The sequence below is a fragment of the Nocardioides currus genome, from assembly GCF_003057875.1.
In the GTDB taxonomy this organism is placed as follows: Bacteria; Actinomycetota; Actinomycetes; order Propionibacteriales; family Nocardioidaceae; genus Nocardioides; species Nocardioides currus.
This window is the reverse complement of the sequence record NZ_PYXZ01000013.1, coordinates 48,576-67,745: the sequence shown is the minus strand read 5'-3', so window position 1 is coordinate 67,745 and position 19,170 is coordinate 48,576. Positions and strand designations below refer to the sequence as shown.

Sequence of the window (19,170 nt, the reverse complement as noted above, 5' to 3'; positions counted from 1 at the left end):
GGCTGACGAAGGAGAGATTCGCGCGCGCAGCGCTAAGCGCGAACCATGCGATGGCTAAGGCGAGGCTAAGGCCGTTCCTCCACAGTCGGCGGGCCCCAGGTTTCGGCGCGCGCCCGACGGGTGAGTCTGGGGTCATGGACGACCCCGAGGACGCCGTGGCTGCCGACCCGATGATGCGGGTGCTGCGCGAGCGGCACCCCGACGTCGACATCGTGCTGCTCCCCCCGGTCGAGCCGATCCTCGACCGTCCGAGCGCGACGTGGGCGCAGTGCCGGGCCCTCCAGCACCACGCCGACACCGTGCTCGCGACCCTGAGCCTCAACCTCGGGCACGAGCCCGCCACCCGCGTCGACTACTGGTGGAGCCAGGCCCACCCGGAGGTACGCCGCTGGGTGACCGCGGCGAGCTATGCCGACCTCGGCGACGACGGGGCGCGTGCGCTGCTCCGCGCACTGGGCAACCTGCTCGTCCGGCTCGGCTGGGAGCCGCGGCCCGCCGCCGACGGGTCGCCGCGCCTCCGCGGTGTCGCGGGGCCGTTCGAGCTGATCGCCAGCGCGGCCGACGACGCGGTCTCGGTCAACATCACCAGCGACCCGCTCTACGTCCCCGCGCAGCTGCACGAGGCGCTGCTGGCCGGCGAGGGGGCGGACGCATGAGCCTGCGTGTCTACCTCGCCGCCCTCGACACCGCGGCCACCGCCTGGGAGGAGACCAGCGAGGACGTCCGCGGCTGCGGCAAGTCCCTCGCCGACGCCGACGTCACCCTGCTCGGGGACCGGGTGGAAGGCGCAGCCCGGGCGTTCGTCGACACCTGGATGACCGAGGTCAAGCGCCTGCGCACCGACGCCGCCGACCACGGCGACACGTTGCGGGAGGCCCGCCTGCTCTACGCCCAGGCCGACAGCGACGTCGTCGAGCGCAGCCAGCAGCTGATGGCGTGGACCGACCGCAACGCCTCCCCGACCGGGGGTGCGTGATGACGACGATCACCGTGCCCGCGCACGTCGCGGCCGTCCAGGAGCTGACCGCCAGCCCGGCCGCCAGCAGCGTGACCACCGCCTTCCGGTCCGCCGCCACCACCATGTCGGACGTCTCGGAGTGGATGACCGCCCACGGAGCACCCGCCGACTGGACGGGCGACGCCGCCGAGGCCGCCGACCACGCGATGACGCGCGTCGCGCGGGACACCGGTGCCGCCCGGGCCGCGTTCGCCCGGGTCGCGGTCGCCTGCGACACCTACGTCGACCAGGTCGTGGCCCTCACCACCCGGCGCGACGCCCTCGTCGGTCGGCGCACCGGCGTCAACCACGACATCGACGCCCTGGTCACCGCGATCGGGCAGAGCACCGCCGACGAGGTCGCCGCCCTCGAGACCCGCGCCCGGGAGCTGCAGGGCAGGGTCGACCGGCTCGTCGACGACATCGCCGCGTTCTGGGGTGACGTCACCGCCGCGGAGGACACGCTGGTCGCCGCCTTCGAGGCCGTGGACACCACGGGCGAGGGACGCGACGAGGCGGATCGCGACACCACCGACATCGCCGCGCTGCGCAACGACCTGACCAGATTGGGCGGCGACCCCGAGGCGATCAACGACTGGTGGAACGCCCTCACCCAGGCCGAGCGCGAAGCCCTCAAGATCAGCGACCCCGACCTGGTCGGCAACACCAACGGCATCCCGACCGGTGACCGTGACGACGCCAACCGCACCTCGATGGAGCGCGACCTCGACGACCTCCAGGCCAAGGTCGACGCCGGCGAGGAGCTCACCAAGGCCGAGCAGCGACTGCTCGACCGCGCGCAGGCCGCACAGGACGCGATCGACGTCCCGACCACCGCCGACCCGCCCGACACCACGACCGACGTCAACCTGATCGTCTACCAGCCCGGAGCCTTCGGCGGCGACGGCGCCGTGGCGGTCGGCTACGGCGACCCCGACACGGCCGACAACACCGCCGTGATCGTGCCGGGCATCACCAACGACGGCACCAACATCGCGGGCCAGGGGCGCGACGCCTACATGCTCCAGCAGCAGGCCATCCGCAACGGGGAGTCGGCGGCGACCATCGCCTGGATGGGCTACGACGCCCCCAGCTGGAACCCCGAGAACGCCCTCGACTGGCCCGGTGATGGCCTGGACATGGGCAGCGTGGTCACCGAGGACAAGGCCGAGGCGGGTGGGAAGCTGCTGGCCGACTTCGTCGACGGCCTGCGAGCGAGCGACCAGCGGCCCGAGGAAGCCGACTCCAACCTCACCGTCATCGGCCACAGCTACGGCTCGACGACGGCCGCTCACGCCGCGCACGACGTCGGGCTGGACGCGGACGCGCTCGCCCTGATCGGCAGCCCGGGCGCCGGCGGGGACGACGTCAACAGCGCCGCGGACCTGCACATGCCCGAGGGCAAGGTCTACGCGGCGGCGGCCGACAACGACTTCGTCTCGTGGCTCGGTCGCGACGGCGACGTCGGGATGGGCCAGGACCCGACCCAGGCCGACTTCGGCGCCAAGGTGTTCACGAGCGCCGCCGGACCGGAGTTCCACGCCGACAACCTCGGGCAGGGAGTCGCCAACCACACCTCCTACTTCGACCCCGTGACCAACCCGGAGTCGCTGAGCAACCTCACCGACATCGTGCGCGGCGACGAGCCCGACCTGACCGGCGGGCGCACCCAGGACGCCAACGACATGGCCTTCGACTGGGCGAGGGACGAGGTGGCCTACCAGGTGGAGAAGGAGGTCGACACCACGGTGCAGGAGGTCCAGGACGCCTACGAGGACGGCAAGGACTGGGTGGGTGACCGGGTGGACGACTTCGCGGACCTGTGGCCGTGACGCGGCCGCCTAGGGTGGGCGCCATGACCAGGCTCCTGCTGCTCGCGGTGCTGGGGGCGACCCTCCTCGCGTGCAGCACCGACGTCCGCGAGGGCGGCGACCCCTCCCCCGACGAGACGTCCGCCGAGGTCGTCGACGTCGGGCGTGACGTCCTCCCGGCCCTCAGCAGCGCCCTCGGCGTCCCGGCCCCCGACGTGCCGATGCGCTTCACCGAGCGCAGCGGCTTCGGGCTCTACGACTACCGCGGCACCGGCCGCTTCACCGGCGTCGCCGGGAAGCCCGGGCAGATCCGCGCGACGCTCGAGCAGGCCGTCGAGGACGCCGGGCTGACGCTCGGGGAGGCCACCGACCTCGAGGATGTGCGGGCCACCCGCGGCAACGTGATGGTGCGGCTGACCGTGCGCGACGGGGCCGCCGGTGGGGCCACCGGTGGGGCAGCGGAGGTCGAGCTGTCGATCGGCTCGATCCAGCCCATCTCGGCCGACGAGGACGAGGTCGACGCCGGGCCGTCGAGCCTGACAGAGCTGATCGGGCAGTGACGCTTCACACAGCGCCGTACCCCCTCGACGCGGTCTAGCCTGAAGGCGTCCGTGGACTCCGACCGGGAGCTGCGAGATGTCTGGAGGAGATCAGAGCATGAGCGAAGAGACCGCGCCGTACGGCAGTGGCAGCACGCCCGCAGCGACGACCGCGCCGATCAGGAAGGTCCGCACCCATCACCTCCGGGAGATGAAGGAGCGCGGCGAGAAGATCACGATGCTGACGGCCTACGACATGTACACCGCCCAGACCTTCGACGAGGCCGGCATCGACCTGCTGCTGGTGGGCGACTCCGCCTCCAACAACGTCCTCGGCAACGAGACCTCGCTCCCGATCACGGTCGACGAGCTCCTGCCCCTCACCCGCGCCGTCACCCGCAGCGTCAGTCGCGCGATGGTCGTCGGCGACCTGCCCTTCGGCAGCTACCAGGCCTCCCCCGAGCAGGGCTACCTCACCGCCGTCCGCTTCATGAAGGAGGCGGGCGCGCACGCCGTGAAGCTCGAGGGCGGCGCCGAGATGGCACCCGTGATCGAGAAGTGCACCCGGGGTGGCATCCCGGTGATGGCGCACATCGGCTTCACGCCCCAGTCCGAGCACACCCTCGGCGGCTACCGCGTGCAGGGCCGCGGCGACGCGAGCGAACGCGTCCTGGCCGACGCCCGTGCGGTCCAGGAGGCGGGCGCCTTCGCCGTCGTGATGGAGATGGTGCCCGGCGACGTCGCCGAGCAGATCAGCAAGGAGCTGACCATCCCCACCATCGGCATCGGCGCCGGCAACGGATGCGACGGCCAGGTGCTGGTCTGGCAGGACGCCTTCGGGTTGCGCACCGGCCGGATGGCCAGGTTCGTCAAGCAGTACGCCGACGTGCACTCCGTGCTCCTCGAGGGCGCCCGCGCCTACGCCGACGACGTCCGCAGCGGCGCGTTCCCCGGGACCGAGCACACCTTCTGACTATGGTCGCGGCATGCGCCGTGCTCTGCTGGTCGTCGTCGTCCTGGGCGTCAGCCTGCTCACCACCCCGCACGGCGTCGCCGCCGACGGGTCGGACCGTCCGGATCATGCGGAGCGCCGCGAGCCGGCGACGGTCGGCACGCTCCAGGGCGAGGTCCGCACGCTGCCCCGGCTCAAGGTCCGCGAGCTGGCCGCGGGGTTCCGCGTCCCGTGGGACGTCCAGCAGCTGCCGTCGGGCAGCCTGCTGGTCACCGGGCGCAACAACGCCCACCTGACCCGGATCACCCGCGGCGAGCGCCGCCGGGTCGACTTCCCCAGCGAGGACGTGTGGGTCTCGATCGAGACCGGGCTGATGTCGCTGGCCATCGACCCCGACTTCCGAAAGAACCGCCGCATCTACACCTGCCAGGGCGGGACCACGACGACCGGCCACGACGTCCGGGTGATGTCGTGGAAGCTCGTCCGCCGCAAGGTCCGCAAGCCCCGGCTGCTGGTGGCGGGCATCCCGGCCACGACCGGCCAGCACGGTGGGTGCCGGCTCCTGATCGACCGCACGTCCGGCGCCCTCCTCGTGGGCACCGGTGACGCGCACGTGTCCGGGAACTCCCGCAACCTCGACACCCTCGGCGGCAAGGTGCTGCGCCTCGATCGGCGCACGGGCGAGCCGTGGCCGGACAACCCGTTCTACGCCGACGGCGGCAACCGGGCCTACGTCTTCACCTTCGGCCACCGCAACGTGCAGGGGCTGGCCCAGCGCGAGGACGGCACGATCTGGTCGGTCGAGCAGGGCAGCTACCGCGACGACGAGGTCAACCTGCTGCGCCCCGGCGGCGACTACGGCTGGGACCCGCGACCGCCGTACGACGAGACGGTGGAGATGACCGACCACTTCCTGCCCGGCGGTCAGCGCGACGCGAAGTGGACCTCGGGCTTCCCGACCCTCGCCACCTCGGGTGCGCGCTGGGTCGAGGGGAAGCAGTGGGGGGTGCTCGACGGCACGCTGGCCGTGGCCTGCCTCAAGACCCAGCAGATGGTGTTCATGAAGTTCGACGACGCGGGTGTGCTCGAGTGGGTCGAGACACCCGAGAGCCTGATGAAGTTCGGCCGGCTGCGGTCGGTGACCTCCGCCGACAACGGCGACCTCCTCGTCACCACCTCCAACGGCGCCATCGACCACGTCATCCGGGTCTCGCCGCGCTGACGGCCTCGCCGCGCTGTGCCTCGCCGGGAGCGGGACCACTGGGCTAGCGTCGGGACATGACCTCCCGCGCCAGCCGCACCCTGTCCGGAGCAGTCTCGATCGCCCTCGCCGTCGGCGCCCTCGCGCTGACCGGCCCCGCCGCAGAGGCCAACCGCGCCGCCGGCGGCACCGCCTCGATCGAGGCGGCCACACGGGCCGCGGCCCCCGCCGTGCCCGACCTCCGTGTGCGGACGATCGTCGGCGGGCTCTCCATCCCGTGGGACGTGCAGTCGATCGGGACGGGCGGCCTGCTGGTCACCGAGCGCGACAAGGCGCGGCTGAGCGTCGTGCGCAAGGGCAAGCGCCGCACCGTCCGCTTCCCGCGCTCGAGCGTCTGGGTCTCGGGCGAGACCGGCCTGATGTCGATCGCGGTCGACCCGAGGTTCGCGAAGACCCGGCGGTTCTGGACCTGCCAGGGCTGGCAACAGGGGTCCGCGCACGACGTGCGGGTGTCGATGTGGAAGCTGAGCGCCAACGAGCGCAAGGCGTCGCTGGTGCGCCACGTCGTCACCGGGCTGCCCACCACGAGCGGGCGCCACGGCGGGTGCCGGGTGCTGCTCGACGCGGACAGCAAGGCGCTCTACGTCGGCACCGGCGACGCCGCCGACCCGGCCAACCCGCGCACGCTGACCTCGCTGGGCGGCAAGGTGCTGCGCGTCGACCGTCGCACCGGCAAGGCCATGCCCGACAACCCGTTCGCCGACGCGAGCGACCCGCGCCAGCGACTCGTCTACAACTACGGTCACCGCAACGTGCAGGGCCTGGCCCAGCGGGCCGACGGGTCGATCGTCAGCATCGAGCACGGCTCCTACCGCGACGACGAGGTCAACGCCGTCCTCGCCGGCGCCGACTACGGCTGGAACCCCGGCCCCGGCTACGACGAGAGCGTGCCGATGACCGACCAGTCCCTGCCGGGCGAGCAGACCGAGGCGATCTGGACCTCGGGCACCCCGACGATCGCGACCTCCGGCGCCGCCTGGACCTCGGGCGACCAGTGGGGTGCGTACGCCGACTCGCTGGCCGTCGCCGCACTCGGCGGCGAGCGCCTGCTCCTCATCCGCTTCGACGCCGGCCTGGCCCAGATGGACGTCGCCACCCCGCCGGCGCTCCAGCGCTACGGACGGCTGCGTTCCGTGACGTCGCTGCCCAACGGCGACCTGCTGGTCACGACGAGCAACGCCGGCAACGACGACCGCATCCTGCGCGTCTCGCCCCGCTGAGCACGCAGCGCCGAGCCGCCGGGGGTCAGGCCCAGTCGAACCAGCGGGCACCGGCGAGCACGACCGCGAACCAGCCGACCCCGAGGGCGACCGACAGCACGAGCACGGCCACCGGGCGGCGTACGAACCAGCGGCAGCCCTGCACCAGCCCGGCTGCCCACCCCACGAGGAGCAGCGCGACCGCCCACCACGGCGCGTCGACGACGGTCGGGGTGGCGGCGACGAGGAAGAAGACGGCGGCCAGGCCGATCATCCCGGCGAAGGCGTACGGCGAGGCGTCGGCGGCGCGAGCGGGTTCCTCGTCTGGCACCCGGCGCACCGTACACGAGTGACAGGTGACGCTCGCCCCGGCAGGATCGGGGCGAACCCACCCGCGTCGACGAGGAGCACCTCCCATGAGCGAGACCCCGAGCACGCCCGCCAAGAAGGCCGCGACGAAGAAGACCACGACCACGGCCGCGAAGAAGACCACCAAGAAGACCACCAAGAAGACCACCGCGACGAAGACGCCCGCGACGAAGAAGACCTCCACGGCAGCGAAGAAGACGGAGAGGACGACGGCGAAGAAGTCGCCGGCGGCCAGGAAGACCTCCGCGGCGGCGAGCAAGGCGACGGCGAAGAAGACGCCCGCCGTGCAGGCGCCGGCCCCCATCGTGGACGCCGCGCCGGCCGCGACGACTGTGCCGAGCGACCCGCGACGCACGCCGGTCGCCAAGGCCACCGCGGCCGGCGTGCAGGCGATCGACTCAGCGGTCGCCGCGCAGAAGATCGCCCAGGAGACCGCCGAGCGGGTCGCGCGCGAGGTCGCGACGCGGGTCGCCGACGAGGTGCGCAAGGCCCTCGCCGACATGACCGCCACGATGGAGAAGAACACCCGCAAGGCCACCGAGGCGGCCCAGCTGGTGATCGATCAGGCCGGCAAGGCGGCCGCCTCCGCGACCGGCAAGGGCAAGAAGGGCAAGAAGAAGTCGAAGAAGTAGGTCAGTTGTCGGGCGTGCCGTCGGTGAGACCGTCGCCCGACCCCGGACCGTCGTCGTTCCACTTCGGGTCGTTGTCCCACTCCTCGTTGCGCTCCGCGACCTTGTCGAGCGCGCGCGACGCCTCTTCGGCCGACGAGTAGGGCCCGAGACGGTCCTTGGCGCGGCAGCCGTCGGCACCCTCGACGGTGTGGTGGGTGAGGCAGAACCAGTACTCACTCTCGCTCATGTCCGAGAAACTACACTCGCTGCCGTGAGTCCTGTAGCCCCCGCCGTCGTCTCCCCGCGGCGTGCCGTGCCCGCCTCGATCGCCCGTCCGGAGTACGTCGACCAGCCCTCCCCCACGCCGTTCACGGGCTCCGAGGTGAAGGACGCGGAGACGATCGAGAAGATGCGGATCGCCAGTCGTCTGGCCGCCCAGGCCCGGGAGCTGGTCGGTGCGTCCGTCGCCCCCGGGATCACGACCGACGAGCTCGACCGGATCGGGCACGAGTTCCTCTGCGACCATGGCGCCTACCCCTCGACCCTGGGCTACAAGGGCTTCCCCAAGTCGCTGTGCTCGAGCGTCAACGAGGTGATCTGCCACGGCATCCCGGACGGGACCGTCGTCCAGGACGGCGACATCGTCAACATCGACATCACCGCCTTCATCCACGGGGTGCACGGCGACACCAACGCCACCTTCCTGGCCGGCGACGTCGACGAGGAGTCGCGGTTGCTGGTCGAGCGCACCAGGACCGCGCTCGACCGGGCGATCAAGGCGGTCAAGCCCGGGCGCCGGGTCAACGTCATCGGCCGGGTGATCGAGGCCTACGCCGCGCGCTTCGGCTACGGCGTCGTGCGGGACTTCACCGGCCACGGCATCGGCACCAGCTTCCACTCCGGTCTGGTGATCCCGCACTTCGACTCGACGTACCACGACGAGGAGATCAAGGTCGGGATGACGTTCACCATCGAGCCGATGCTCAACCTCGGCACCCCGGACTGGACCATGTGGGACGACGAGTGGACGGTCGTCACGCGCGACCTGAAGCGCAGCGCGCAGTTCGAGCACACCCTGCTGGTGACACCGACCGGTGCCGAGGTCCTGACCAATCCGTGACCCGGGCCGGCCCGGCTGGCCCTAGGGTGGCGCAGCATGGACTCGATGTTCGCGAACTACCCCGGAGGCCAGGGCGCGGCCTACGACGAGATGTTCGACGGCGCCGGCCCCCGCCCCGCCTACGGGGCGGTGCGCCAGACGCTCGACAGCATGACCCGGGCCGAGCTGGCCGCTCGCGTCGAGGCGCTCCAGTCGAGCTACCTCGACCAGGGCGTCACCTTCGACATCGGTGGTGAGGAGCGGGCGTTCCCGCTCGACATCCTGCCGCGGGTCATCGAGCAGGAGGCCTTCGTCACCATCGAACGCGGCGTCGCCCAGCGGGTGCGGGCCCTGGAGGCGTTCCTGTCCGACGTGTACGACACCGGTCAGGTCTTCGCCGACGGTGTCATCCCGCGCCGGGTGATCGCCACGTCCTCGCACTTCCACCGCGCGGCCGCGAGCATCCGCCCGCCCAACGGGGTGCGCGTGCACGTCAGCGGGATCGACCTGATCCGCGACGACGCGGGTGAGTTCCGGGTGCTCGAGGACAACGTCCGGGTGCCGTCGGGGGTGTCGTACGTGATGACCAACCGGCGCGCCATCGCCTCCGCACTCCCCGAGACCTTCGCGTCCCACCGGATCCGACCGGTCGCGGGCTACCCGCAGCGGCTGCTGGCGGCGCTGCGTGCCGCCGCCCCGGCCGGTGTCGCCGACCCGACCGTCGTCGTGCTGACGCCGGGCGTCTTCAACGGCGCCTACTTCGAGCACGCGCTGCTCGCTCGCACGATGGGCGTCGAGCTGGTCGAGGGTCGCGACCTGGAGTGCCGGCGCGGTCGCGTGATGATGCGCACGACCAACGGTCCCGAGCCCGTGCACGTGATCTACCGGCGCGTCGACGACGAGTTCCTCGACCCGGTGCACTTCCGTGGCGACTCGATGCTCGGCTGCCCGGGTCTGGTCGACGCCGCCCGCTCGGGCCAGGTCGTGCTCGCCAACGCCATCGGCAACGGCGTCGCCGACGACAAGCTCGTCTACACCTACGTGCCCGACCTCATCCGCTACTACCTCGGCGAGGAACCCGTGCTCCGCAACGTCGACACGTGGCGGCTCGGCGACGCGGACGCCCGCGAGGAGGTCCTGGACCGGCTCGACGAGCTCGTCGTCAAGCCGGTCGACGGCTCCGGCGGCAAGGGCATCGTCATCGGCCCGGCGGCCAGCCGGGCCGAGCTCGACGACCTGCGCGTGAAGGTGATGGCCGAGCCGCGCGACTTCATCGCCCAGCCGGTGGTGCAGCTGTCCACGGTGCCCACCTTCATCGACGGCACCATGGGGCCGCGACACGTGGACCTGCGTCCGTTCGCGGTCAACGACGGCTCCAAGGTGTGGGTGCTGCCCGGCGGGCTCACCCGGGTCGCGCTGGCCGAGGGCGAGCTGATCGTGAACTCCTCACGTGGTGGCGGCTCCAAGGACACGTGGGTGCTGGCGGGCACCCAGTCCGGCGCTCCCCGCGAGGAGGTCACGGTGACCGCGCGCCCGGCGGAGCCGCCCAGCAACGGACCGGCGATCGAGGACCTGACCAGCGGTCGCGACCAGCAGGAGCAGCAGCAGCAGAGCCGCGACGAGTGGGGAGGCGACCCGTGCTGAGCCGCATCGCCCAGTCCATGTTCTGGATCGGTCGCTACGTCGAGCGCGCCGAGGACACGGCCCGCATCCTCGACGTGCAGACGCAGCTGCTGCTGGAGGACACCTCCCACCCGGAGGAGACCACCTGCCGCAACCTGCTCGCGATCATGGGGGTCGAGGTGGCCGACGACGTCACCGTCGACACCCGCTTCATGCTGGAGCAGCTCGCCTACGACAGCACGGCCCCCGCCTCGGTCGCCGCCGTGCTCGCGGCCGCGCGCGAGAGCGCCCGCCGGGCCCGCGAGACCCTGTCGGTCGCCATGTGGGAGTCGATCAACACCACGCACCGCTCGGTCGTCACCGGGCAGTTCCGCGCGCAGGGCCCGGCGTCCGGCTTCAGCTGGGTCCGTGACCGAGCAGCCCTCATCAACGGCGCCGCCGACGCGACCATGACGCGCGACGAGGGCTGGCAGTTCCTGATCCTCGGTCGGTGCCTCGAACGCGCCGACATGACCTCCCGGTTGGTCGCCACGGCGGCCTACGCGGGCGGCGTGGGCGCTCCGTGGACCAGCACGCTGCGTGCCTGCGGTGGCTACGAGGCGTTCCTGCGGACCTACAAGGGGGCCGAGACCGAGCGCGGGGCGGCGGAGTTCCTGCTCCTCGACCGGCTCTTCCCGCGGTCGGTGGTCTTCTCGCTCAACCGCGCCGAGCAGTGCCTGGACAACCTCGAGGCCGGCGGACGGGCCGGCTTCCAGAACGACGCGTTGCGGTTGATCGGTCGCACCCGTGCCGACCTCGAGTACCGCGCGCTGAGCGACGTCGTGGCCGACCTGCCGGGCGAGATGGAGAAGCTCCAGCTCACCACCGCCCTGGCGACCGAGTCGGTCACCCGCCGGTTCTTCGCCGGCTCCGAAGGCACCAACTGGCACGGGGGTCGGATCTGATGCAGCTGCGAATCGTCCACACGACCGTCTTCTCCTACGAGGGCAAGGCGCTGGCGTCCTACAACCAGGCCCGGATGACACCGTTGACCGCGCCCGGTCAGATCGTGGTGCACACCCGCGTGCAGGTCAGCCCGACGCCGTGGTCGGCGTCCTACCGCGACTACTTCGGCACCGAGGTCACCACCTTCGAGGTGCTCGACCCGCACGACACCATGACCATCACTGCCACCTCGACCGTCCACACCGAGCGCGCGCCCGCGCCGCTGCCGGCGCTGTCGTGGGAGGACCTGTCCGATCCCGGGATCAGCGACCGGTGGACCGAGTACCTCGAGCTGCCCGACCTAGTGGCCCCGCCGGAGGAGGTCGTCGCCCAGGCCCGCGAGCTCGCGGCGTCCTCGTCGCGCCCGGCGGAGGCGGCGCGCGCGATGTGCGAGTTCGTCCACCGCGAGGTGTCCTACATCCCCGGCACCACGATCACCACCACCCCGGCCGCCGAGGCGTGGGAGCAGCGCGCCGGCGTGTGCCAGGACATGGCACACCTCGCCCTGGGGGGCCTGCGCAGCATGGGGATCCCGGCGCGCTACGTGTCGGGCTACCTGCACCCGCTCGCCGACGCCGCCATCGGCGAGACGGTCGCCGGCGAGTCGCACGCGTGGATCGAGTGGTGGGACGACGGGTGGCACGCCTACGACCCGACGAACGACCTGGAGCCGGGCGATCGGTGGGTCGTCGTGGCGACCGGGCGCGACTACCTCGACGTACGCCCCCTGCACGGCATCTACTCGGGTTCCGCGACGTCGTCGATGCGTGTGCAGGTCGACATCACCCGACTCGCCTGAGCGGGCCTGCTCCTGCCACACTGGGGTCGCGAATGGGCTGGCCGGGCGACCGCGTCGCTCCCCTCGGGGAGCGCCGAGGAAGGTCCGGGCTCCACAGGGCAGGGTGATGGTCAACAACCATCCGGGGCAACCCGCGGGACAGTGCCACAGAGAACAGACCGCCGCACGAGGCTCCGGCCGAGGGCGGCAAGGGTGAAACGGTGGGGTAAGAGCCCACCAGCGTGCCGGGTGACCGGTGCGGCTAGGTAAACCCCACCCGGAGCAAGATCAGACAGTGTGCGTCCGAGGGCGGCCCGCCCGAGCACACGGGTAGATCGCTGGAGGGAGTCGGCAACGGCTCTCGTAGATGGATGGTCGCCGGCACCCGGTTCTCGAACCGGGCGTCACAGAACCCGGCCTACAGGCCAGCCCATTCGCCACAGGGGTCGCTGGCTAGGGTGACGACATGACGACCCCTCGCGCTGACGTGGCCGTGATCGGTGGCTCCGGGTTCTACTCCTTCCTGCGCGACGCGACGGAGCACGAGGTCGCGACACCGTACGGCGCCCCGTCGGCGCCGATCGCGGTGGGAGAGGTGGCCGGCCGGTCGGTCGCCTTCCTCCCCCGCCACGGCAAGCACCACGAGGCGCCACCCCACGGCATCGGCTACCGCGCCAACGCCTGGGCCCTGCGCTCGCTCGGCGTACGACAGGTGCTCGCGCCCTGCGCGGTGGGCGGGCTCCGCGACAGCGTCGCGCCCGGGGACCTCGTCGTCCCCGACCAGCTGGTCGACCGGACCTTCCGCCGCGTCGGCTCGTTCGTCGAGTCCGGCGCCGTGCACCTGCCGTTCGCCGACCCGTACTGCCCGGGTGTGCGCGCCGCGTTGTCCGGTGCGGACCCGGACGTGCACGACGGGGCCACGATGGTGGTCGTCGAAGGCCCGCGCTTCTCGACCCGCGCGGAGTCGCGCCACTACGCCGAGCAGGGCTGGGACCTGATCAACATGACCGGCGCCCCCGAGGCCGCGCTCGCGCGCGAGATGGGCCAGTGCTACGCCTCCCTCGCGCTGGTGACCGACATGGACGCCGGCGCCGAGTCCGGCGAGGGCGTCGGGCAGGAGGACGTCTTCGCGCTCTTCCGGGCCAACCTCGAGCGCCTGACCGGCCTGCTCTCCGACGCGATCGGCGCGCTGCCCGATCCCGACGACTGCGCTTGCGGCTCGTGGTGGGACGGCGTCGAGCTGACCTACGAGGTGCCGGGCCGGTGAGGGTCCTCCTGACGGGTGCGGCCGGCTTCATCGGCACCGCGATCGGGCAGCAGCTCGTCACCGCCGGCCACGAGGTCGTCGGCGTCGACCTGATGCTGGACTCGGCCCACGGCAGCGCCGTCCCGCCCGACGGCGTGCACCTGATGGACGTCCGCGAGGCGGCGTCCGACGAGTGGGCAGACCTGCTGCGCGGCACCGACGTCGTCTGCCACCAGGCCGCGCTGGTCGGCGCGGGCGTGCGCGTCGGCGACCTGCCGGCCTACGCCTCCCACAACGACCTCGGGACGACGGCGCTGCTGGCCGCGATGCACGAGGCCGGCGTCGACCGGCTGGTCCTGGCCTCCTCGATGGTCGTGTACGGCGAGGGTCGCTACACCTGCCCCGACCACGGCGCCCAGCAGCCGCCGGCGCGCGAGGTCGCCACCCTCGAGGGCGGCGACTTCGAGAACCACTGCCCCGTCTGCGACGGCTCGCTCGCGTGGGCGCTGGTGCCGGAGGATGCCCGGCTCGACCCGCGCAGCAGCTATGCCGCGAGCAAGCTGGCCCAGGAGCACTACGCCTCGTCGTGGGTGCGGCAGGCGGGAGCCGGTGCCGTGGCCTTGAGGTACCACAACGTCTACGGGCCGGGGATGCCGCGCGACACCCCCTACTCCGGCGTCGCGGCGATGTTCCGGTCGTCGCTCGAGCGCGGTGAGCGGCCGCAGGTCTTCGAGGACGGCGGCCAGGTGCGCGACTTCGTCCACGTCGACGACGTCGCCCGCGCCAACGTGCTGGCCCTCGAGCAGGTGGCGTCGGAGGCCACGCCCCGCTTCGCGGCGTACAACGTCTGCTCGGGCACGCCGATCACGATCCTCGACGTCGCACGGCAGGTCACCGCAGGGACGGGGCGTGACCTCGAGCCCGAGGTGACGGGCGGCTTCCGTCCCGGCGACGTGCGGCACGTGGTCGCGTCCCCGGAGCTGGCCGCCAGCGCGCTCGGCTTCCGCGCCGGGGTCGACCCGGCGACGGGCCTCGCCGCGTTCGCGACGGCACCGCTGCGGACGTGACCCGGTCGAGTGCGCAGGCCCGGCGCAACTACTGCCGGGAGCGCACTCGACTCACCACGAGGTGTAGAGCAGGTGCTGCACGAGCAGCGCGGCGAGCACCTGGAGGGCCAGCCCCCACCGCCGCCAGGTCGTCGGCAGCAGCGCCAGCGACAGCGTCATCCACGGGACGAACGGCAGCCAGATGCGCTCCACCTCGGCCTTCGACATCCGGGTGAGGTCGGCGATGGCGACGGAGGCCAGTGCAGCCAGCGCGAGCACCGACATCGTCCGCGCCTCCCCCGAGTGCCGGCGCGCCGCGACGGCGACACCGGCTCCCAGCAGCGGACCGGCCGAGACGAGGAGCGCGCCGACGTTGCCCCACATCCAGTACGACGCCGGGCGGGTCGCCGCGATGCCGTCCCAGTAGCGGTCGACCAGCACCGGGTAGGCCTCCCACCAGGCGAACCCGGCCACGGCGAAGCCGAGGACGACGACCAGGGCGGCGGCCGCAGCGATCGGCAGCGGCCACCACGAGCGGGCCAGCCAGAGCACGGCGAGCGCCAGGACACCGAGCAGCGGCAGGCCGTAGGAGCTCATCACGCACCAGCCGAGCAGCACGCCGGCGACGACGCCCCAGCCGGCGAGACCACGCCGTGACACCGAGGTGGCCGACGCCGCGAGCGCCGCGAGCCCCCAGGCCGCACACGCCGCGAAGACCGCGTCGGCCGACACCGCGAGGTAGACCGCGGCCGGGCTCAGCACGAGGAAGGGGGCCGCCAGCCGCGCGAGCCGGTCGACGCCGAGCCGGCGCAGCGTCACCAGGGTCGCCGCGGGGATGCTGGCCGCGACCGCCACGATCGAGAGCGCGGCGGCCAGGTCACCGCCGAGGCCGACGCGGACGAGGGCCACGAAGAACAGCACGGCACCGGGCGGGTGGCCCGCGAGGTGGGTCGGCCAGTTGTCCGGGTGCGAGTTCGGGATCCGGTCGACGTACTCGCGCAGCATCGCCGGCACGTCGGTGACCTCGCGGGAGGTGATGAGGTACTCGTGGTGGTTGGTCATCACCCGGGTCAACCCGTCGGTCCCGTCGACGAGCGCCAGGGAGATCAGCCACGCCACCGCGACGACGTACGACGCCAGCAGCAGCCGGCGCCACGACCACGCCCGTGCCCACCCCTCCGCCCGCCACACGCCGAGGCCGGCCAGGACGATGGCGGGCAGCGTGCCGACGCCGACCTTGGCCTGCCAGTAGCCGTGGGTGGGCGGCACACCGAGCATGTCGCTGCGGGCGTCGACGTCCCACCCCGCGAGCGGAGGGACGAGGAAGGACGCGAGCAGGACGACCGCCGCGGCCACCAGGCCCAGCGCGGCCACTCGCACGGCCGGGTCCCTCGCGGTCATGACCTCGACCCTAGGGGTGGCACGGGCACGGCCCACCTGGCGGGATCGTCCGTCACAGTTTCGTAAGCCCTGGGGATGGTTCGCTCAGCGAACGGACGACCTAGGGTCGAGAGCATGACCAGCGCCACCACTGTCTGCGACCTCGTGCTGCCGTGCCGTGACGAGGCGCTGGCGCTCCCGGCCCTGTTGTCGAGGGTGCCTGCGGAGCTCGCCGTGATCGTCGTCGACAACGGTTCGCGCGACGGCACGGCCGAGGTGGCCCGCGGCGTGGGCGCCCGTGTGGCCGTCGAGCCGGTGCCCGGCTACGGCTCAGCGGTCCACGCCGGTCTCGTCGCCGCGACGCACGACTACGTCGCGGTGATGGACGGCGACGGCTCGTTCGACCCCGCCGACCTGCTCCCGCTGCTCGCCGACGTGCGGGAGGGGCGCGCGGACATCGCCGTCGGCCGGCGGCGCCCGACGCGCCGCGGGATCTGGCCGTGGCACGCCCGGCTGGGCAACGCGCTGATCCTGGCGTGGCTGCGGCGCTCGATCGGCACGACCGTCCACGACATCGCACCGATGCGGGTCTTCCGCCGGCAGGCGATGCTCGACCTCGACCTCCAGGACCGCCGCTTCGGCTACCCCGTCGAGCTCCTCCAGGCCGTCACCCGCGCCGGGTGGCGGGTCGTCGAGCACGACGTCGCCTACCACCCGCGGGCCGAGGGCACCCGCTCCAAGGTGTCCGGCTCGATCGTCGGCACGGCTCGGGCGGCCCGCGACTTCTGGCGGGTGCTGTCGTGACCGCGACCGTCCTGGTGATGGCCAAGGTCCCGGTGCCCGGTCGGGCCAAGACCCGGCTCGCGGCGGCCACGGGCGACGAGGTGGCGGCCGACCTCGCGGCCGCCGCGCTGCTCGACACGATCGCCGCGGTCGACGCCGCCCCCGGCTTCACCGGCCACCTCGCCCTCGAGGGCGACCTGGCCGGCGGAGCTCGTGGTGCCCAGCTCGCCGCCGCGGTGAGCGGGTGGACCGTCACTCCCCAGCGCGGGGCGACGTTCGCCGAACGCCTGGTCGCCGCCCACGAGGACGCCGGTCACGGCACCGTCCTCCAGATCGGCATGGACACCCCGCAGCTGACGCCCGACCTGCTGCACGGCGCCGTGGCCGACCTGGCGGCCTTCGACGCCTGTCTCGGGCCCGCCGACGACGGCGGCTGGTGGTTGCTCGCCCGGCGCGACCCCGCCGTGTCGGTGCCGCTCGCGGGGGTCGCGATGTCCACCCCGACGACGTACGACGACACCCGGTCGGCGCTGCGTGCCGCCGGTCACCGGGTGGGCGTGACGGCCGCGCTGCGCGACGTCGACACGGTGGCGGACGCCGCCGAGGTGGCCCGGCTCGCTCCGCACACACAGTTCGCCGCGTCCTTCAGGGAATGGGAGGGGCGGGAGTGAGCGCCGAGCTGTCCTTCACGGACGCGTTCACCTACGCCCTGCGCGGTGCACGCGCCCGGGTCGCCCACTCCTCCGGGCGAGGCCCGTCGGAGCTGCCGGTCGAGTCGTGGACCAGCCCGGCCGACGACGACGACCACGCCCTCCTCGACCTGTGCGACGGCCCCACGCTCGACGTCGGGTGCGGGCCCGGTCGACTCACCCACGAGCTCACGCTGCGGGGGCACCGCGCCCTCGGCGTGGACGTCGTCGCCGAGGCGGTGAACCTCACCCGGCAACGCGGCGCGGAGGCCGTGGTGGCGGACGTCTTCGACACGGTGCCGGACGAGGGATCCTGGAGCACGGTGCTCCTCGCGGACGGCAACGTGGGCATCGCGGGCGACCCGGCGCGACTGCTCCGCCGGATCCGCGAGGTGCTCCGGCCGGGCGGGCAGGCCGTCGTCGAAGTCGCCGCACCGGGGTCGGGCTCCTCGTCGGGCTGGTCGACCCTGGAGGTCCCCCACGGGCGCTGCCGCCCGTTCCGCTGGGCGTTCCTGGCCGTCGACGACGTCGCCGCGGTCGCTGCCGCCGCCGGGATGGTGCTGGTGTCGGCGCACCGGCTGAGCACCCTCGACGACGCGCAGCAAGCCCGCTGGGCCACCGTGCTGGCGGAGCAACCGTGAAGATCCCGCACCCCGACGACTTCACCTCCCGGCTCCGGAGCCCGGCCGTGGCGGCGCGCGTCGGCCTGTGGCTCGGCATCTGCTTCGGCACCTGCTTCCTGACCGGCCTCGTCAGCCACTGGGCGCAGACGCCGTCGCCCGTCGTGCCGTTCCCCACGGGCCCGGCCTGGGGCTACCGCCTCACCCAGGGGCTGCACGTCGTCACCGGGTGTGCCGCGGTGCCGCTCCTGCTGGTCAAGCTCTGGTCGGTCTATCCCCTCCTCTTCGAGCGGGTGGACCTCCGGGCGGGGCGCCGACTCGTCGGCGTCGGCCTGGAGCGCGCCTCGATCGCCGTGCTCGTCGCGACGGCGATCTTCCAGCTCGCGACGGGCCTGGCCAACGCGGCCCAGTGGTATCCGTGGCGCGAGTTCTCCTTCCGCACCACCCACTACGCCATCGCCTGGGTCGCGATCGGAGCGCTGCTGGTGCACGTCGCGGTGAAGCTCCCGCGCATCCGGGCCGCACTCGGGGCCGACGTCGACAGCGACGCGCTCGACCGACCCGCCGCCCGGTCGGCCGGCGTGCTCTCGCGCCGCACGCTGCTCCGGTCGACCTGGGTGGCCGCCGGCGTGGCGGTGCTGGCGACCGCCGGAGGGACGGTGCCGTGGCTGCGCCGCGTCAGCGTCCTCGCCGTCCGCTCGGGCGAGGGGCCCGGCGGCGTCCCGATCAACAAGAGCGCCGCCTCGGCGGACGTGCTCGACACGGCGACCGACCCCGCCTGGGCGTTGCAGGTCGTCGTCGACGGCGAGGTGCGCTCGCGGCTCCGGCTGGCCGACCTCCGGGCGATGGACCAGCACGAGGTCGACCTGCCCATCGCCTGCGTCGAGGGCTGGAGCGCGGAGGGTCGGTGGTCCGGGGTCCGGGTGGCCGACGTGCTGGCCGCTGCCTCCGCCCCGGCCGACCGCGACGTGGTCGTGCGCTCGCTCCAGCCGAGCGGGCCCTATCGCGCGACGATCCTGCCCGCGGGCTTCGCCGCCGACGCCCGCACGCTCCTGGCTCTCGACCTGGCGGGCGAACCGCTGTCCGTCGACCACGGCTTCCCGTGCCGCGTGATCGCGCCCAACCGGCCCGGCGTGCTCCAGACCAAGTGGCTGGCCTCGTTGGAGGTGACGACGTGAGCCCC

21 protein-coding genes and 1 other RNA gene are annotated in these 19,170 nt (G+C 72.9%); 19 read left to right on the top strand and 3 right to left on the bottom strand.

All coding sequences use genetic code 11. The features are described from left to right. Nucleotides 1–134: 134 nt before the first annotated feature. The 7 genes from C7S10_RS21335 (at nucleotide 135) to C7S10_RS21305 (ending at nucleotide 6,780) form a co-directional block, all read left to right on the top strand. Nucleotides 135–656, top strand: coding sequence for a hypothetical protein (locus C7S10_RS21335; protein ID WP_108346840.1), 522 nt, complete (start codon nucleotides 135–137; stop codon nucleotides 654–656). Continuing rightward, on the top strand, nucleotides 653–976 hold the full coding sequence (locus tag C7S10_RS21330) for a hypothetical protein (protein ID WP_108346838.1): 324 nt from the start codon (nucleotides 653–655) through the stop codon (nucleotides 974–976). The genes C7S10_RS21335 and C7S10_RS21330 overlap by 4 nt, the downstream gene beginning before the upstream one ends. After that, on the top strand, nucleotides 976–2,829 hold the full coding sequence (locus tag C7S10_RS21325; RefSeq protein WP_108346836.1) for an alpha/beta hydrolase: 1,854 nt from the start codon (nucleotides 976–978) through the stop codon (nucleotides 2,827–2,829). The genes C7S10_RS21330 and C7S10_RS21325 overlap by 1 nt, the downstream gene beginning before the upstream one ends. 23 nt (nucleotides 2,830–2,852) lie before the next feature. Continuing rightward, nucleotides 2,853–3,368 (top strand): hypothetical protein, encoded by a 516-nt coding sequence (locus C7S10_RS21320; protein WP_108346834.1) that lies wholly within the window; start codon nucleotides 2,853–2,855, stop codon nucleotides 3,366–3,368. A 97-nt stretch (nucleotides 3,369–3,465) separates the two neighbouring features. After that, nucleotides 3,466–4,320: a 3-methyl-2-oxobutanoate hydroxymethyltransferase gene (gene panB / locus C7S10_RS21315; RefSeq protein WP_279303184.1), complete on the top strand. Its 855-nt coding sequence runs from the start codon at nucleotides 3,466–3,468 to the stop codon at nucleotides 4,318–4,320. A gap of 13 nt (nucleotides 4,321–4,333) precedes the next feature. Further along, nucleotides 4,334–5,521 (top strand): PQQ-dependent sugar dehydrogenase, encoded by a 1,188-nt coding sequence (locus C7S10_RS21310; RefSeq protein ID WP_108346829.1) that lies wholly within the window; start codon nucleotides 4,334–4,336, stop codon nucleotides 5,519–5,521. Nucleotides 5,522–5,577: 56 nt separating this feature from the next. Continuing rightward, complete coding sequence (locus tag C7S10_RS21305) at nucleotides 5,578–6,780, top strand: PQQ-dependent sugar dehydrogenase (RefSeq protein ID WP_207769510.1); 1,203 nt, start codon at nucleotides 5,578–5,580, stop codon at nucleotides 6,778–6,780. Nucleotides 6,781–6,805: 25 nt separating this feature from the next. On the opposite strand, the gene C7S10_RS21300 is transcribed toward C7S10_RS21305, so the two are convergent. Continuing rightward, the gene (locus C7S10_RS21300; protein WP_108346827.1) at nucleotides 6,806–7,090 is read right to left on the bottom strand and encodes a hypothetical protein; all 285 of its coding nucleotides are present in this window, start codon (nucleotides 7,088–7,090) and stop codon (nucleotides 6,806–6,808) included. An 85-nt stretch (nucleotides 7,091–7,175) separates the two neighbouring features. On the opposite strand from C7S10_RS21300, the gene C7S10_RS22640 reads away from it, so the two are divergent. Continuing rightward, on the top strand, nucleotides 7,176–7,760 hold the full coding sequence (locus tag C7S10_RS22640) for a hypothetical protein (protein ID WP_207769509.1): 585 nt from the start codon (nucleotides 7,176–7,178) through the stop codon (nucleotides 7,758–7,760). A gap of 1 nt (nucleotide 7,761) precedes the next feature. Here the strand turns inward: C7S10_RS22640 and C7S10_RS21290 are convergent, their stop codons facing one another. Beyond that, nucleotides 7,762–7,986: a hypothetical protein gene (locus C7S10_RS21290; RefSeq protein ID WP_108346825.1), complete on the bottom strand. Its 225-nt coding sequence runs from the start codon at nucleotides 7,984–7,986 to the stop codon at nucleotides 7,762–7,764. A gap of 24 nt (nucleotides 7,987–8,010) precedes the next feature. Between C7S10_RS21290 and map the strand changes: the two genes are divergently transcribed. From map to C7S10_RS21255, 7 genes are all read left to right on the top strand, one after another. After that, complete coding sequence (gene map, locus C7S10_RS21285) at nucleotides 8,011–8,859, top strand: type I methionyl aminopeptidase (RefSeq protein ID WP_108346823.1); 849 nt, start codon at nucleotides 8,011–8,013, stop codon at nucleotides 8,857–8,859. A 36-nt stretch (nucleotides 8,860–8,895) separates the two neighbouring features. Beyond that, nucleotides 8,896–10,482 carry a circularly permuted type 2 ATP-grasp protein gene (locus C7S10_RS21280; RefSeq protein WP_108346821.1) on the top strand — a complete coding sequence of 529 codons (1,587 nt, stop codon included), beginning with the start codon at nucleotides 8,896–8,898 and terminating at the stop codon, nucleotides 10,480–10,482. Further along, a complete protein-coding gene (locus C7S10_RS21275) occupies nucleotides 10,476–11,405 on the top strand; it encodes an alpha-E domain-containing protein (protein ID WP_108346819.1) in 930 nt (309 codons plus the stop codon). The genes C7S10_RS21280 and C7S10_RS21275 overlap by 7 nt, the downstream gene beginning before the upstream one ends. Beyond that, nucleotides 11,405–12,244 (top strand): transglutaminase family protein, encoded by an 840-nt coding sequence (locus C7S10_RS21270; protein WP_207769508.1) that lies wholly within the window; start codon nucleotides 11,405–11,407, stop codon nucleotides 12,242–12,244. The genes C7S10_RS21275 and C7S10_RS21270 overlap by 1 nt, the downstream gene beginning before the upstream one ends. Before the next feature lie 33 nt (nucleotides 12,245–12,277). Continuing rightward, nucleotides 12,278–12,660: RNase P RNA component class A (gene rnpB / locus C7S10_RS21265), an RNA gene on the top strand. A gap of 29 nt (nucleotides 12,661–12,689) precedes the next feature. Continuing rightward, the gene (locus C7S10_RS21260; RefSeq protein ID WP_108346817.1) at nucleotides 12,690–13,490 is read left to right on the top strand and encodes an S-methyl-5'-thioadenosine phosphorylase; all 801 of its coding nucleotides are present in this window, start codon (nucleotides 12,690–12,692) and stop codon (nucleotides 13,488–13,490) included. Continuing rightward, complete coding sequence (locus C7S10_RS21255; RefSeq protein WP_108346815.1) at nucleotides 13,487–14,536, top strand: NAD-dependent epimerase/dehydratase family protein; 1,050 nt, start codon at nucleotides 13,487–13,489, stop codon at nucleotides 14,534–14,536. The genes C7S10_RS21260 and C7S10_RS21255 overlap by 4 nt, the downstream gene beginning before the upstream one ends. 51 nt (nucleotides 14,537–14,587) lie before the next feature. On the opposite strand, the gene C7S10_RS21250 is transcribed toward C7S10_RS21255, so the two are convergent. Continuing rightward, nucleotides 14,588–15,916, bottom strand: coding sequence for a hypothetical protein (locus C7S10_RS21250; RefSeq protein WP_108346813.1), 1,329 nt, complete (start codon nucleotides 15,914–15,916; stop codon nucleotides 14,588–14,590). 114 nt (nucleotides 15,917–16,030) lie between these two features. On the opposite strand from C7S10_RS21250, the gene C7S10_RS21245 reads away from it, so the two are divergent. The 4 genes from C7S10_RS21245 to C7S10_RS21230 are packed head-to-tail and all read left to right on the top strand — an operon-like array spanning nucleotide 16,031 to nucleotide 19,165. After that, nucleotides 16,031–16,699, top strand: a complete 669-nt coding sequence (locus C7S10_RS21245) for a glycosyltransferase family 2 protein (RefSeq protein WP_108346811.1) — start codon at nucleotides 16,031–16,033, stop codon at nucleotides 16,697–16,699. Then, nucleotides 16,696–17,349: a TIGR04282 family arsenosugar biosynthesis glycosyltransferase gene (locus C7S10_RS21240; protein ID WP_207769507.1), complete on the top strand. Its 654-nt coding sequence runs from the start codon at nucleotides 16,696–16,698 to the stop codon at nucleotides 17,347–17,349. Before C7S10_RS21245 ends, C7S10_RS21240 begins: the two co-directional genes overlap by 4 nt. Then, nucleotides 17,346–18,008 (top strand): class I SAM-dependent methyltransferase, encoded by a 663-nt coding sequence (locus C7S10_RS21235; RefSeq protein ID WP_165807266.1) that lies wholly within the window; start codon nucleotides 17,346–17,348, stop codon nucleotides 18,006–18,008. Before C7S10_RS21240 ends, C7S10_RS21235 begins: the two co-directional genes overlap by 4 nt. Then, nucleotides 18,005–19,165, top strand: coding sequence for a molybdopterin-dependent oxidoreductase (locus C7S10_RS21230; RefSeq protein WP_108346807.1), 1,161 nt, complete (start codon nucleotides 18,005–18,007; stop codon nucleotides 19,163–19,165). The genes C7S10_RS21235 and C7S10_RS21230 overlap by 4 nt, the downstream gene beginning before the upstream one ends. Nucleotides 19,166–19,170: the final 5 nt, after the last annotated feature.

Excerpts from the sequence above, each read along its gene's own strand:
- C7S10_RS21335 (WP_108346840.1), top strand. The coding sequence starts at position 135 with ATGGACGACCCCGAGGACGCCGTGGCTGCCGACCCGATGATGCGGGTG.
- C7S10_RS21330 (WP_108346838.1), top strand. The coding sequence starts at position 653 with ATGAGCCTGCGTGTCTACCTCGCCGCCCTCGACACCGCGGCCACCGCC.
- C7S10_RS21325 (WP_108346836.1), top strand. The coding sequence starts at position 976 with ATGACGACGATCACCGTGCCCGCGCACGTCGCGGCCGTCCAGGAGCTG.
- C7S10_RS21320 (WP_108346834.1), top strand. The coding sequence starts at position 2,853 with ATGACCAGGCTCCTGCTGCTCGCGGTGCTGGGGGCGACCCTCCTCGCG.
- panB (WP_279303184.1), top strand. The coding sequence starts at position 3,466 with ATGAGCGAAGAGACCGCGCCGTACGGCAGTGGCAGCACGCCCGCAGCG.
- C7S10_RS21310 (WP_108346829.1), top strand. The coding sequence starts at position 4,334 with ATGCGCCGTGCTCTGCTGGTCGTCGTCGTCCTGGGCGTCAGCCTGCTC.
- C7S10_RS21305 (WP_207769510.1), top strand. The coding sequence starts at position 5,578 with ATGACCTCCCGCGCCAGCCGCACCCTGTCCGGAGCAGTCTCGATCGCC.
- C7S10_RS22640 (WP_207769509.1), top strand. The coding sequence starts at position 7,176 with ATGAGCGAGACCCCGAGCACGCCCGCCAAGAAGGCCGCGACGAAGAAG.
- C7S10_RS21290 (WP_108346825.1), bottom strand. The coding sequence starts at position 7,986 with ATGAGCGAGAGTGAGTACTGGTTCTGCCTCACCCACCACACCGTCGAG.
- C7S10_RS21280 (WP_108346821.1), top strand. The coding sequence starts at position 8,896 with ATGGACTCGATGTTCGCGAACTACCCCGGAGGCCAGGGCGCGGCCTAC.
- C7S10_RS21270 (WP_207769508.1), top strand. The coding sequence starts at position 11,405 with ATGCAGCTGCGAATCGTCCACACGACCGTCTTCTCCTACGAGGGCAAG.
- C7S10_RS21260 (WP_108346817.1), top strand. The coding sequence starts at position 12,690 with ATGACGACCCCTCGCGCTGACGTGGCCGTGATCGGTGGCTCCGGGTTC.
- C7S10_RS21250 (WP_108346813.1), bottom strand. The coding sequence starts at position 15,916 with ATGACCGCGAGGGACCCGGCCGTGCGAGTGGCCGCGCTGGGCCTGGTG.
- C7S10_RS21245 (WP_108346811.1), top strand. The coding sequence starts at position 16,031 with ATGACCAGCGCCACCACTGTCTGCGACCTCGTGCTGCCGTGCCGTGAC.